Genomic DNA, 12,192 nt, shown 5'->3' on the forward strand with positions numbered 1-12,192 from the left:
AAAAATCAGCGTTGAATGAAAGTGTTTAGAAAGAAGCGGCCGAGTGTCGCTTTTTTTGATCCTTAAAAATGAATGTTTTACATCATGGCTGTCATATTCAATTGGTGGTTTGCAGGTTATACTTTGTGCTATCAGTCACTTTATAGCCAAGTTATGAAACAAGAATACGCACGTTTAGTTACGCTCGCCGCTTGGGCAGCCACCACCATCGCCACTATTTTATTGATAGTGAAAGTCGCAGCTTGGTGGGTGACAGGTTCCGTGAGTCTGTTGGCTTCCGTCGTGGATTCAATGCTGGATATCGCGGCCTCTGTCGTTAACCTTATCGTGGTTCGTTACTCTCTGCAGCCTGCCGACAAAGAGCACACCTTTGGTCATGGTAAGGCTGAATCTCTCGCTGCATTAGCGCAGGCAATGTTTATTTCAGGCTCTGCATGTTTCCTTATTCTCAATGGTATTGAACGCTTCTTCCGACCTCATGAACTGAACTCTCCAGAAATTGGTATCTACGTCAGCCTGTTCGCGATAGTGATGACGTTTGGTCTGGTTCGTTTCCAAAAACATGTGGTCAACAAAACGGGCAGCCAAGCAATTGCAGCCGATTCATTGCACTATCAATCAGACCTTTATATGAACGCTGCGATCATGCTGGCACTGGCATTGAGCTGGTTTGGGATTGGTCAGGCGGACTCAGTATTCGCGGTGGGTATCGGTATCTACATTCTGTACAGCGCTTATCAAATGGCGATGGAAGCGGTTCAGTCTCTGCTTGATCATAAGCTGCCAGATGATGAGCTAAAACAGATTAAAGAGACATCATTGAGCGTGGAAGGCGTGCTGGGTGTGCATCAATTACGAACGCGTCGCTCGGGGCCAATACGCTTCATCCAACTGCATCTAGAATTGGAAGATAATATCCCACTAATTGAAGCGCATCGCATTTCTGACGAAGTAGAGGCTAAGCTTATCTCCGTGTTCCCTGATGCTGATGTATTAATTCACCAAGACCCGTATTCGGTCGTATTTGGACCAGAGAAGCAGCAGAAATTCCACTCGTGGTAATGCGTGCTAAAAATCAGCGGGCAAATGGTAAGTGAGTGGCTTTTGAACTAAAGTGAGTAAAAATTACTAACTGTTAGGTGATTCAAAAACCACCTTAGTAACAATTAATGTTGATTCTGATGTGAATCAACAAAGTTATTGAGTAAAACTGTAATACTCTTACAGAAGTAGAAATGTTACATAATTTTACGCGATTTGAGTGCTATTCCTGTTGAGGAAATGTAACATAACGCACAAATATAGATTTAAAATCTTGTTGATATACAATCAGCAAGAACAAGAATTGAATAATAGATTCCCAAAAATCGAGGGTGAGCATGATTAAGAAGATCGGTGTTTTGACCAGTGGTGGTGACGCTCCAGGTATGAACGCAGCAGTTCGCGGCGTTGTTCGTACTGCGTTATCAGTTGGCATTGAAGTTTACGGTATTTACGATGGCTACCAAGGCCTTGTTGAAGACCGTATCGAAAAGCTTGACCGTTCAAGCGTATCTGACGTGATCAACCGTGGTGGTACTTTCTTAGGTTCTGCACGTTTCCCTGAATTTAAAGACGTTGCTGTTCGTGAGAAAGGCATTGAGAACCTTAAGAAACACGGTATCGAAGCACTTGTTGTTATCGGTGGTGACGGTTCTTACATGGGGGCTAAGAAGCTGACTGAAATGGGTTACCCATGTATTGGTCTTCCAGGCACAATCGATAACGATATCGCGGGTACTGACTACACAATCGGTTACCTAACAGCGCTTAACACTGTTATTGATTCAATTGACCGTCTACGTGACACGTCTTCTTCTCACCAACGTATTTCTATTGTTGAAATCATGGGCCGTCACTGTGGTGACCTTACGCTTATGTCAGCAATCGCGGGTGGTTGTGAGTACATCATTACTCCAGAGACTGGCCTAGATAAAGAACAGCTTATCAGCAACATCCAAGATGGTATTGCGAAAGGTAAGAAGCACGCAATCATCGCTCTAACTGAGCTAATGATGGATGCTAACGAACTGGCTAAAGAGATCGAATCTTCCACAGGTCGTGAAACTCGTGCAACGGTTCTTGGTCACATCCAACGTGGTGGTCGTCCTACTGCATTTGACCGTGTATTGGCTTCTCGTATGGGTAACTACGCTGTTCACCTTCTTCAAGAAGGTCACGGTGGTCGTTGTGTGGGTATCGAGAAAGAAGAACTTGTTCACCACGACATCATCGATTGTATCGAGAACATGCAGAACCCAGACCGTTCTGAGCTGTTCCGCGTTGCAGAAGAGTTGTTCTAAGCCACGCTTAGCGTTCTCTTAAAGAATTTAAAAACCGCTGATTATTCAGCGGTTTTTTTGTGCCTGCCGTTTGGGTTTCAGAAACGACAGGTAATAAAAAAAGGCCAACCTAAGTTGACCTTTCATCTAATCTAAACGGTGAGGTTTAAATTAAGCTTTTGCTTCAGCTGCTGCTTTAGCGATAGCTGCGAAGCTTTTCGCGTCTAGAGCTGCGCCGCCAACTAGAGCACCGTCGATGTCTGGTTGTGCGAAGTAAGCTGCTGCGTTTTCTGGCTTAACAGAACCGCCGTATTGGATAACAACTTTCTTAGCAACTTCTTCAGATTTCTCTGCGATGTGTGCACGGATTTGAGCGTGGATGCGTTGTGCATCTTCAGCTGTAGCTGCTTTACCAGTACCGATAGCCCAGATTGGTTCGTAAGCGATGATAGCGCCTTCAAGAGCTTCAACACCTTGAGTGTTGATAACAGCGTCAAGTTGACGAGCACATACTGCAACAGTTTCGCCTGCTTCGTTTTGTGCTTCAGATTCACCGATACAAAGAACTGGAGTTAGGCCGTTCTCTTTTAGGAATGCGAATTTCTTAGCTACGAACTCATCTGATTCGTTGTGGTATTCACGACGCTCAGAGTGACCGATGATGATGTGAGATGCGCCGAACTCTTTAAGCATTGCTGGAGACATGTCGCCAGTGAATGCACCGCTGTTGTTTAGGTCAGAGTTTTGAGCACCTAGGATGATCGCGCTGCCCGCTTCAGTAAGCGTACGCTCTGCTAGATCAACGAAAAGTGCTGGTGGAGCAACTGCTACGTCTACGCCTGTTACGCCTTCAAGTTCAGCGTTAAGACCGTTTAGTAGATCAACAACCATTTCTTTGCTGCCGTTTAGTTTCCAGTTACCCATAACTACAGGATGACGCATAGGAATATCTCCAAAGTATTTAAATAAATCGAATGTAAAAAAGTAAACTTTATTACGAAATAATATAACAGATTAATATCAACAGATCATGACTGTGGTCATGACTTTCTTGGATCTTACTCAATGGTCAGAGTAGATTTTGAGCATATATCAGTGATCCGGCAGACAGAATAATAGCTAACTTCTCGGATTTTTCATCGTTAGTTGTTATTAAGGGACAAACGATTGCGTTAACAACAGGAAGTAACAATGCCGAATCTAGTTCTAGAGTACTCCAATTCAGTGGATGAGCGAGTAAATATCCAAGGCTTACTGGAAGATCTCCACCAAGTCGCTCTCACATGTGGCTTGTTTGATGTGCCATCAGTGAAATCTCGTTCACTGCGTTGCCATAATTGGTTGGTCGGTGATGAGGAAGATAGTGTAGACTTTATTCATATCAGCTTTGAGTTACTTTCGGGACGAACGGAAGAGCAAAAGCGAGAATTGTCACGATCGTTAATGCAGATCCTGCAAGAACAAGCGAGTCATGTAAGAAGCTTAACGGTGAATATTCGTGATATGGATAAAAGTTGCTTTCAAAAAGTAATAAACTAACCATTGCTGCTGACTTTTAGCGGCGTATAAATTTGAGTATTTAAGATGTCGATGAAAGAATTACTGCTCTCTTTCAAGGGGAGAATTGGTCGTAAGACTTACTGGATTTGGAATGTTTTCTACTACATAGCGATTACCGGTTTTGCTTCAGGTATCTCTGTGTTGTTCCCTGCTTACTCTTATATCCTGCTACCAATCATCCTATTGATGCTTGTGATCCCAGACCTTGCGGTAACCGCTAAGCGCTGGCACGACCGCAATAAGTCTAATTACTGGCTACTATTGAATGTGCCATTAGTATTGGGTCGTTTAGCTTCGCCAATGGTTGCAACGACGACAGAGTCGGTATCGCCAATTCATATGGCGGCAACCGTCGCGGCATTAGTGTGTGGTTTCTGGATTCTGATTGAGTGTGGTTTGTTGAAAGGTACAGAAGGCCGTAATGACTACGGCGAAGACCCATGTGAATATTGAACAGCGAACCAATAAGAAGGGGGCATTACGCTCCCTTTTTCTTTTTAGTGCTTTGCTAATTTCAGTACATTTTAGGTTCGGTATTCGGCTTAAAAGGCACGACATTTTCAGGCAGAGATTCTTCAAAGCCGCAGCGCCCTTCGAGTGCATCTTGGAACTTACAGACCTGACAGCGCAGCTCTTGCATGAGTACGACATTGGCGTGGTGTGGGTTTTTACAACGGCTAACCACTAAGTCGATGTGACTTTGCTGCGCACGAAGTCGGTCTTGCATCACGTCTGAAGCCGAACAAATCATCTGTTCGCACATCTCGTGTTTGAATTGATTGAATGCTTTCGGGTCGCTTTTCGCGAGTTGGACAAGTTCATCAAAGGGTGGCAGTTTTTGAGCGGGTTGTGGATGCGCCATCATTCCTTCCTTAGCATTAAGCGTGTTTCATATGCTCTAAGCTTAAGAAAGAAATCTGTACAAATTTTAATCTATTTGTATTTTCTCAATATTGAGACGGTATTAGCCGATTACCTTTGCAATCAAAGGGCGGGTGTTAAGGTGTAAGTGCAGCGTCGTTCGCCAGCAATGATGTGCTCTGTACGGCTCACGTGACACTCATCTTTTAGTAACTCAGTAAACACGTTGAGCTCAGATTGGCACAGGCTAGGGCAGCGAGTTGCAGCCTTACAGATAGGGCAGTGGTTCTCAATCAAGATGTAGTGATCATCATGTTCTTGAAGCTCAGCCATGTAGCCTTCGTCTTCACGAAGCTGGGTGAGTTTTTTAAGCTTGCTGATGAGTGAATCACAGCCAGACAGCGCAGTTTGATACTGCTTAAGAGTGTGTTGTTCACGCTCGGCAGCAACCTTAGCCAGCCCTTCTTTACCAAATAGATTCTCGACAGCATCAATCACTTGAATAGTGAGTTCACCATGTCGGTCTGAAAATTGGTTATGACCTTGTTGAGTCAGGGACCAGTGGCGAGTCGGGCGACCCACTTTCACTTTCACATCATGAAACGCAAGAATACCGTCATCTTCCAGGCTTTGCAGATGTTGCCTTGCCCCCATTGTCGTCATGCCAAATTCTTCTGACAGTTGTTTCGCGGTTACCGCGCCTTGACGCTTAATGGTCTGTAAGATTCTGTCGCTTGTTTTCATACTATCCCTACCTAATGAACCTTACTATTATGAGGCAAGGTGTTTATAAAGCAAACCATTTACTATATTGATGATAATTTACTCTATAGATAGCGTTTTACTCTATTGGCTGCCATGGTCAGATTCTGGTGCGCTAATAAAACAAAAGGCTGATACTAGGTATCAGCCTTGGAATATTCTGTTTCACCGAATTTAGGCTTACAGGATATGACCTACTACTTCTGGATCTTTACGCTCTAGGTAGTGGATAGATTTGATGCGGCGAATTGTACGGCAGCGGCCACGGATAAGCAGGGTTTCTGTGGTTGCGATATTACCTTGACGAGAAATACCTTCTAGCAAGTCACCCTTAGTGATGCCTGTTGCTGAGAATACAACGTTGTCGCTGCGTGCCATGTCTTCCATCTTCAATACGATACCCGCCGTTACGCCCATTTCTGCGCAGCGCTCAAGTTCAAGTTCACCGTGCTTGCGGTTCTCTTCTGTGTCGCCTTTCACTTCGTGGCGAGGTAGAAGACGACCGTGCATGTCGCCGTCGAGTGCGCGAATTACCGCCGCCGAGACCACACCTTCAGGTGCGCCGCCGATGCAGTACATGACGTCTACTTCACTGTCTGGCATACAGGTTAAGATAGAAGCCGCAACATCACCGTCTGGAACAGCAAATACACGAACGCCCATTGCTTGCATGTCGGCGATGACTTGATCATGACGAGGCTTAGCAAGCGTGGTTACGACTAGAGTATCAAGTGTTTTACCTAGTGCTTTAGCGATGTTTTCTAGGTTTTCTGTTAGTGGCAGTTCTAGGTCAATCACGCCTTTAGCGCCAGGGCCAACAACCAACTTTTCCATGTACATATCAGGCGCTTTAAGGAAGCTGCCTTTTTCGCCCGCAGCCAATACAGCCAATGCATTTGATTGGCCCATTGCTGTCATGCGTGTCCCTTCAATTGGGTCAACTGCGATGTCGACAGCGTCGCCGCCCACACCTACGTTTTCGCCGATGTATAGCATAGGTGCATCATCGATTTCACCTTCGCCGATAACAATCTCACCGCTAATTTCGGTTTTGTTTAATAGGCTACGCATTACTTCTACAGCAGCGCCATCTGCAGCGTTTTTATCGCCACGGCCAAGCCACTTGTAACCAGCTAGTGCTGCACCTTCTGTGACACGAGAGAATGACATTGCTAAATCGCGTTTCATGCGGACTCCAAAATTTTCAAAGGGGGAATAGAAATTTCGCGGCGAATTTTACCATATCCAAAAGGAAACGTTTGCCTTTTTGTTTTTTGGAGATTGCTCTCGATCAATTCGCAGTGGAAAACAGTTATTATTCATCAAAATAATCGGTTTGCCGTTGTGGCGGTAATCGTTCACGTCAATATTCGGTAAAAAGCGCTGTTTTTTTCATCGAATGGCGCAAAATATCGAATATATTGAGTGTTTATCCTTGCTCTGCTGAGTAGAATGGGGAAATAAGTGGAGTGAACCTTCACCATCAAACGGATAACTTAAAGGTAGGCCAGAATGTCTTTTGAAGTACTAGAGCAGCTAGAAGCAAAAATTCAAACAGCAGTAGATACAATTGCACTTCTTCAAATGGAAGTGGAAGAGCTTAAAGAAGAGAAACAAGCACTAGCAACAGAAGCTGGTGAGCTTAAAGCAAGCCGTCACGAGCTAGAGCAAAAAACTCAGCAAATGCAGGAAGAGCATTCAGCATGGCAAGATCGCATCCGTAACCTTCTTGGTAAAATGGATGAAGTAGAGTAATCGACTCTTCAGATTTAAAAAAACGCCCGCTACTCAGTAGCGGGCGTTTTTGTTTGTGTTCTTATGATTTGTTTTATTATTTGAAGCTGAGTGAGAGTTACTCGACCTCTTCTTCCTCGACATCCAAATCGAGTTCTACATCTAGAGGTTCGGCAGAAAGAATGATGCCAGTGTTGTCTGCGTAGAGGTAATCTTCAGGTAAGAAGGTCACGCTGCCAAAGTTCACTGGAACGTCTAATTCACCGACACCTTCTTGGCTCGCACCAACAGGGATAGAAGCCAAGGCTTGGATACCTAGGTTCATGTCTTCAAGCTCATCGACTTCACGAACGCACCCGTAAACCACAATCCCTTCCCACTCATTGTCTTCGGCAAGTAGGGCTATCTCAGCATCGATCAGCGCTTTACGTAGTGAGCCGCCCCCATCGATTAACAACACACGCCCCAGACCGTCTTGCTCTAGTACAGAGCGAATCAAAGCGTTGTCTTCAAAACACTTTAATGTCGTGATCTGTCCTGCGAAGGATGCACGTCCACCGAAGTTGCTGAACATTGGCTCCACGACATCAACTTGATCCAAATATATGTCGCACAGTGCTGAAGTGTTGTATTCCATTAGTATACCTTTTGAACAATGAGCTTACTTTGAGTATATCGGCGCTTGATCCCTTTGCAATGATTAGTCTCATTTAACTCAATAGAGTTTGAGCTACGACAACCCCTGCAAACAATAGGTTAGTGACCAGTGAGCATTTCACAATCACGGGCATCATTGGTGCAATTTGCGCTGGCTTTTCGGTTTCCCAAACGGCTTTGCCATGCTTGTAAACAATAATAATGCTCAGCAAAAACGGCAGGCTGATCCAGACCGGCTTTTCTTGAATAAGCAGGTAGATAGCGAAAGACGCAAGGGCGAGGCCAAGCAGAGCAAAATGATAGTGTTTGGCTTTGCGTTGTCCTAGGCGAACCGCCATGGTGCGCTTACCACATTCGCTGTCGTTTTCGATATCACGCATGTTGTTGATATTGAGTACCGCAACCGCCATCAAGCCACAGCCCAATGCCGGAAGGAATAGGCTTGGTTCAACATGGCCAGTGTGCAAGAAGTAAGTCCCTGAAACACCTAATAAACCGAAGAAGATAAATACCGATAAGTCGCCAAGGCCAATATAGCCATAAGGCTTATTACCGACGGTATAAGCGATGGCAGCAACAATGGCTAATATGCCTAACGCAATGAAAGATAAGATACTTTCAATCGAGGTTAAGGCATGAAAAATAAGAATCAGCCCAGCGACCATAGTAAACACGATGTTGAGGATGATCGCTTGCTTCATGGTTTTCGCTGTTACCGCGCCAGATTGCATGGCACGTGTTGGCCCCAGACGATTTTCGTTGTCTGTGCCTTTTACGGCGTCGCCATAGTCATTGGCTAGGTTCGATAAAATCTGTAATAGGGTGGCGGTTAAAAATGCCAGTAGGGCTATCGATAAAGAAAACTGACCACCGGCGAACGCTAAACTACTTCCTGTAAGAATAGAGACAAGTGCGAGAGGCAGAGTTTTTGGTCGTGCGGCATCAAGCCAGATCAGTAGAGATTGTTTCATCGTAGGTCTAATTCTTTGTAAGTCTTCGTTTCATACTGTGATTTGAGTATACGCCCATTTTTCGGGTAATAAAAAGCCCACTCGAAAGTGGGCCTTGAATTCGCTTATTAGCTGCTATTTCTTTGAGATAGAGCAATAAGTTAGAGTTTGGTGTGCTACAGGATGAAGCGGCTTAGGTCTTCGTCTTCAACGAATTCGCCAAGTTTCGATGTTACGTAAGCTTCATCAATCACTAGCTTGCTGCCAGCTTTGTCTGTTGCTTCGAATGAAATCTCATCCATTAGACGCTCCATCACTGTGTGTAGACGACGCGCACCGATGTTCTCAGTGGTTTCGTTTACGCGCCATGCTGCGTCCGCAATCTGGTTGATGCCATCTTCAGTGAACTCAATGTTGACATCTTCTGTTTTCATTAGGGCAATGTATTGCTCTGTTAGAGATGCTTTTGGCTCAGTTAGGATGCGTTTGAAGTCATGTGCTGATAGTGCTTCAAGTTCTACGCGGATTGGTAGACGACCTTGTAGCTCAGGGATCAGGTCAGATGGCTTAGCCACTTGGAATGCGCCTGATGTGATAAACAAGATGTGGTCAGTTTTAACCATACCGTGCTTGGTTGATACTGTGCTGCCTTCGATAAGAGGCAGTAGGTCACGCTGAACACCTTCGCGAGATACATCTGGGCCTGAACTGTCGCCACGCTTACAGATTTTGTCGATCTCATCGATGAATACGATGCCGTTGTTTTCAGCGTTGAAGATCGCGTTCTCTTTCAGCTCTTCTTGGTTCACAAGCTTCGCAGCTTCTTCTTCCGTCAGTGCTTTGAATGCGTCTTTGATTTTCATCTTACGCTTTTTCTTGGTGTCGCCCGCTAGGTTTTGGAACATGCCTTGCAGCTGGTTTGTCATCTCTTCCATGCCTGGAGGTGACATGATTTCAACGCCCATTTGCGGTGCGGCTACATCAACTTCAATCTCTTTGTCATCTAGCTTACCTTCACGCAGTTTCTTGCGGAAAATCTGACGAGTGTTTGAAGAGGTTGTCTCTTCAGTTGATTGCTCGTTCTGACCCCAAGCATCACGCGCTGGTGGTAGAAGGGCATCAAGAATGCGTTCTTCAGCTTGTTCTTCAGCGCGGTATTGTACTTTTTCCATCGCTTGTTGGTGCGTCATCTTGATCGCAACGTCCGTTAGATCACGGATGATGGTTTCAACTTCTTTACCAACGTAACCCACTTCGGTGAACTTAGTCGCTTCTACCTTGATGAAAGGCGCGTTTGCTAATTTCGCTAGGCGGCGAGCGATTTCAGTTTTACCTACACCCGTTGGGCCAATCATCAGGATGTTTTTTGGCGATACTTCAACACGTAGGCTTTCTTCAAGCTGCATACGGCGCCAGCGGTTACGAAGAGCGATAGCCACTGAGCGCTTAGCGTTGTCTTGGCCGATAATGTGGCGATTGAGTTCGTGAACAATTTCGCGAGGAGTCATCTCAGACATGGTTTTTCCTTAATTCTTTAATCACTGTTGAATACAACGTTATTGATGGAAGCGGTCGTTACTCTGGCTTTGGCAGCTCAACGGTGCTTTCTAGTTCTTCAATAGTGTGGTGATGGTTGGTGAAGACACAGATGTCGCCTGCAATGTTCAGCGACTTTTCTGCGATTTCACGCGCATCTAAATCAGTATTTTCTAATAGTGCAGTAGCGGCTGCTTGAGCGAAGTTTCCGCCCGAACCGATCGCAATCAGGTCGTTCTCAGGTTGAACTACGTCACCGTTACCTGTGATGATCAGTGAAGCGGTCTCATCCGCTACTGCTAACAGTGCTTCTAACTTACGTAGAGCACGGTCGCTACGCCAATCCTTCGCTAGCTCAACTGCCGCTTTGGTGAGATGGCCTTGGTGCATTTGCAGCTTGCTTTCAAATTTTTCGAATAGCGTGAAAGCATCAGCCGTACCGCCAGCAAAACCGGCCAGTACTTTGTTGTTGTATAGGCGACGTACTTTACGGGCGTTGCCCTTCATTACTGTATTGCCCAGAGATACTTGTCCATCACCCGCGATGACGACTTTATTATTACGACGTACAGATACAATGGTAGTCACGAGTCGACCTCTTTTGATTATTATTTATGGTTACTACTTATATGTGGCTCCACTATCATGAATTCAAGTGCCACTTTTAATGGTATGTCATATCAAAAAAACTAAATGTTACCAGTTGTTTCAAGCATCCATTACCTGTTGAGCCTATGTGTGGCAAGGGTTGGTGGGTTAATAGTTTGTGATAAATATAAAAAAAGATAAAACAAATTTCTAACGTGAAATGGTTAACACTTTTTGTTTGATTTATAAGGAATGATGTTCACTAATCAGTGGTATTCACTACATAAGGAGTAGTGTGATGAATAGTGACAATATCAGTTTTTTTAATAGAGATATGGATCTGGATGAGCTGTCTATACTGCATCATCTGATGTATCAGGAGGCGGGCGAGTGTTCAACAGAACATCTAAAAAACTCGGTCAACGTTTTTCTTAAACGTCCATTTCCTAACGTTTTAGCGCACTTGGATTTTTTTGGTTACATCGAGATAAATAAGGAGCAGGTCTACCTGACTGACTTTGGGCTTGAGTACTACGAACAAGTACCTCAGTTTCGTTAAAACGCACTCTTTTGATTAACATACTGGTATTGCTTGTGCGATGAACTATTGAACGCTTTCAAACAGCAATAGGGGGAATCCTCTTCCCCCTATTATATATTGAGTTGATTAAGACCCGTCTTTCCAAATAGCGCAAGGTTCAATTTTCGCTCGTTGCAGCTTATGGCGATCGCGTTCTGCGTCACGCTTCAACTTGTATGGCCCTAAAACCACACGGTACCAGCTACTGCCATCTTTCTTGCGGATCTCACTTGAGATACCTTGGAAGGCAATATCCAACTTACGCGTTTCTGCCTGCGACGAGGTTTTGTAAGCGCCACACTGCATGATGTAAGGGATCTTAGAGATCTGTTGCTCTTTGGCTTTTACTTCAATCTCGCGGCTTGGCAGCGTTTCAACGTAGTCCCACTTCTCTTCAGGAGGCGGCGGAATCACTTTCGCTGGTTTTGGCTTAGGTTTTGGTTTGGTTGCCACAGGCGTTGGTGCAGGCGGCTCAGGATCATTACTCAATAGGTAAAGTCCGTAACCAAAACCACCGGCAAGGAGGATCGCCAAAAGACCACTGCGCCAAGGTTTACGGCGAGGGGCTTGTTTTTTGGTCGGTTTTTTCGTGCCACGACCGCGCTTTACATAATCTCTATTAGCCACAAGACAATTCAATAGT

General features: G+C 45.0%; 15 protein-coding genes. 6 read left to right on the plus strand and 9 right to left on the minus strand.

The window, feature by feature from the left end; all coding sequences use genetic code 11:
• Positions 1 to 153: 153 nt before the first annotated feature.
• Together fieF and pfkA are read left to right on the plus strand one after the other, a co-directional pair.
• On the plus strand, positions 154 to 1,062 hold the full coding sequence (gene fieF / locus AB4307_RS11860) for a CDF family cation-efflux transporter FieF (protein WP_050649603.1): 909 nt from the start codon (positions 154 to 156) through the stop codon (positions 1,060 to 1,062).
• A 317-nt stretch (positions 1,063 to 1,379) separates the two neighbouring features.
• Positions 1,380 to 2,342 carry a 6-phosphofructokinase gene (gene pfkA / locus AB4307_RS11865; RefSeq protein ID WP_017061160.1) on the plus strand — a complete coding sequence of 321 codons (963 nt, stop codon included), beginning with the start codon at positions 1,380 to 1,382 and terminating at the stop codon, positions 2,340 to 2,342.
• 150 nt (positions 2,343 to 2,492) lie between these two features.
• Here pfkA and tpiA read toward each other — a convergent pair whose 3' ends face one another.
• The gene (gene tpiA, locus AB4307_RS11870; RefSeq protein WP_017061158.1) at positions 2,493 to 3,263 is read right to left on the minus strand and encodes a triose-phosphate isomerase; all 771 of its coding nucleotides are present in this window, start codon (positions 3,261 to 3,263) and stop codon (positions 2,493 to 2,495) included.
• Positions 3,264 to 3,512: 249 nt separating this feature from the next.
• Here tpiA and AB4307_RS11875 point away from each other — a divergent pair, with 249 nt between their 5' ends.
• Both AB4307_RS11875 and AB4307_RS11880 read left to right on the plus strand, forming a co-directional pair.
• Positions 3,513 to 3,860 carry a 5-carboxymethyl-2-hydroxymuconate Delta-isomerase gene (locus AB4307_RS11875; RefSeq protein WP_017061157.1) on the plus strand — a complete coding sequence of 116 codons (348 nt, stop codon included), beginning with the start codon at positions 3,513 to 3,515 and terminating at the stop codon, positions 3,858 to 3,860.
• 45 nt (positions 3,861 to 3,905) lie between these two features.
• Complete coding sequence (locus AB4307_RS11880) at positions 3,906 to 4,334, plus strand: DUF805 domain-containing protein (RefSeq protein WP_372128622.1); 429 nt, start codon at positions 3,906 to 3,908, stop codon at positions 4,332 to 4,334.
• A 61-nt stretch (positions 4,335 to 4,395) separates the two neighbouring features.
• On the opposite strand, the gene AB4307_RS11885 is transcribed toward AB4307_RS11880, so the two are convergent.
• From AB4307_RS11885 to glpX, 3 genes are all read right to left on the minus strand, one after another.
• The gene (locus AB4307_RS11885) at positions 4,396 to 4,743 is read right to left on the minus strand and encodes a DUF3135 domain-containing protein (protein WP_017061155.1); all 348 of its coding nucleotides are present in this window, start codon (positions 4,741 to 4,743) and stop codon (positions 4,396 to 4,398) included.
• A gap of 122 nt (positions 4,744 to 4,865) precedes the next feature.
• Positions 4,866 to 5,486 carry a helix-turn-helix transcriptional regulator gene (locus AB4307_RS11890; RefSeq protein ID WP_017063674.1) on the minus strand — a complete coding sequence of 207 codons (621 nt, stop codon included), beginning with the start codon at positions 5,484 to 5,486 and terminating at the stop codon, positions 4,866 to 4,868.
• Positions 5,487 to 5,684: 198 nt separating this feature from the next.
• Positions 5,685 to 6,692 carry a class II fructose-bisphosphatase gene (gene glpX / locus AB4307_RS11895; protein ID WP_017061153.1) on the minus strand — a complete coding sequence of 336 codons (1,008 nt, stop codon included), beginning with the start codon at positions 6,690 to 6,692 and terminating at the stop codon, positions 5,685 to 5,687.
• A gap of 324 nt (positions 6,693 to 7,016) precedes the next feature.
• Between glpX and zapB the strand changes: the two genes are divergently transcribed.
• Positions 7,017 to 7,259 (plus strand): cell division protein ZapB, encoded by a 243-nt coding sequence (gene zapB / locus AB4307_RS11900; RefSeq protein WP_008219652.1) that lies wholly within the window; start codon positions 7,017 to 7,019, stop codon positions 7,257 to 7,259.
• Positions 7,260 to 7,356: 97 nt separating this feature from the next.
• Here the strand turns inward: zapB and rraA are convergent, their stop codons facing one another.
• From rraA to hslV, 4 genes are all read right to left on the minus strand, one after another.
• Positions 7,357 to 7,875, minus strand: coding sequence for a ribonuclease E activity regulator RraA (rraA, locus tag AB4307_RS11905; protein WP_017071322.1), 519 nt, complete (start codon positions 7,873 to 7,875; stop codon positions 7,357 to 7,359).
• A 73-nt stretch (positions 7,876 to 7,948) separates the two neighbouring features.
• Positions 7,949 to 8,866: a 1,4-dihydroxy-2-naphthoate polyprenyltransferase gene (locus AB4307_RS11910; protein ID WP_017061151.1), complete on the minus strand. Its 918-nt coding sequence runs from the start codon at positions 8,864 to 8,866 to the stop codon at positions 7,949 to 7,951.
• A gap of 155 nt (positions 8,867 to 9,021) precedes the next feature.
• Entirely contained in the window at positions 9,022 to 10,362 is a 1,341-nt protein-coding gene (gene hslU, locus AB4307_RS11915; RefSeq protein WP_137001064.1) for an ATP-dependent protease ATPase subunit HslU, read from the minus strand.
• A 58-nt stretch (positions 10,363 to 10,420) separates the two neighbouring features.
• Complete coding sequence (gene hslV / locus AB4307_RS11920; RefSeq protein ID WP_004729692.1) at positions 10,421 to 10,969, minus strand: ATP-dependent protease subunit HslV; 549 nt, start codon at positions 10,967 to 10,969, stop codon at positions 10,421 to 10,423.
• Positions 10,970 to 11,267: 298 nt separating this feature from the next.
• On the opposite strand from hslV, the gene AB4307_RS11925 reads away from it, so the two are divergent.
• Positions 11,268 to 11,528, plus strand: a complete 261-nt coding sequence (locus AB4307_RS11925) for a hypothetical protein (protein WP_017061149.1) — start codon at positions 11,268 to 11,270, stop codon at positions 11,526 to 11,528.
• Positions 11,529 to 11,636: 108 nt separating this feature from the next.
• Here the strand turns inward: AB4307_RS11925 and AB4307_RS11930 are convergent, their stop codons facing one another.
• Complete coding sequence (locus AB4307_RS11930) at positions 11,637 to 12,176, minus strand: SPOR domain-containing protein (protein WP_372131950.1); 540 nt, start codon at positions 12,174 to 12,176, stop codon at positions 11,637 to 11,639.
• Between the last annotated feature and the right edge of the window lie 16 nt (positions 12,177 to 12,192).

It is taken from the genome of Vibrio sp. 10N.261.52.C2 (assembly GCF_041471425.1).
GTDB classification, from domain to species: domain Bacteria; phylum Pseudomonadota; class Gammaproteobacteria; order Enterobacterales; family Vibrionaceae; genus Vibrio; species Vibrio crassostreae_C.

What these genes read in the sequence shown, in the direction of transcription:
- fieF (WP_050649603.1), top strand. Translation starts at nt 154, where the DNA reads ATGAAACAAGAATACGCACGTTTAGTTACGCTCGCCGCTTGGGCAGCC.
- pfkA (WP_017061160.1), top strand. Translation starts at nt 1,380, where the DNA reads ATGATTAAGAAGATCGGTGTTTTGACCAGTGGTGGTGACGCTCCAGGT.
- tpiA (WP_017061158.1), bottom strand. Translation starts at nt 3,263, where the DNA reads ATGCGTCATCCTGTAGTTATGGGTAACTGGAAACTAAACGGCAGCAAA.
- AB4307_RS11875 (WP_017061157.1), top strand. Translation starts at nt 3,513, where the DNA reads ATGCCGAATCTAGTTCTAGAGTACTCCAATTCAGTGGATGAGCGAGTA.
- AB4307_RS11880 (WP_372128622.1), top strand. Translation starts at nt 3,906, where the DNA reads ATGTCGATGAAAGAATTACTGCTCTCTTTCAAGGGGAGAATTGGTCGT.
- AB4307_RS11885 (WP_017061155.1), bottom strand. Translation starts at nt 4,743, where the DNA reads ATGGCGCATCCACAACCCGCTCAAAAACTGCCACCCTTTGATGAACTT.
- AB4307_RS11890 (WP_017063674.1), bottom strand. Translation starts at nt 5,486, where the DNA reads ATGAAAACAAGCGACAGAATCTTACAGACCATTAAGCGTCAAGGCGCG.
- glpX (WP_017061153.1), bottom strand. Translation starts at nt 6,692, where the DNA reads ATGAAACGCGATTTAGCAATGTCATTCTCTCGTGTCACAGAAGGTGCA.
- zapB (WP_008219652.1), top strand. Translation starts at nt 7,017, where the DNA reads ATGTCTTTTGAAGTACTAGAGCAGCTAGAAGCAAAAATTCAAACAGCA.
- rraA (WP_017071322.1), bottom strand. Translation starts at nt 7,875, where the DNA reads ATGGAATACAACACTTCAGCACTGTGCGACATATATTTGGATCAAGTT.
- AB4307_RS11910 (WP_017061151.1), bottom strand. Translation starts at nt 8,866, where the DNA reads ATGAAACAATCTCTACTGATCTGGCTTGATGCCGCACGACCAAAAACT.
- hslU (WP_137001064.1), bottom strand. Translation starts at nt 10,362, where the DNA reads ATGTCTGAGATGACTCCTCGCGAAATTGTTCACGAACTCAATCGCCAC.
- AB4307_RS11925 (WP_017061149.1), top strand. Translation starts at nt 11,268, where the DNA reads ATGAATAGTGACAATATCAGTTTTTTTAATAGAGATATGGATCTGGAT.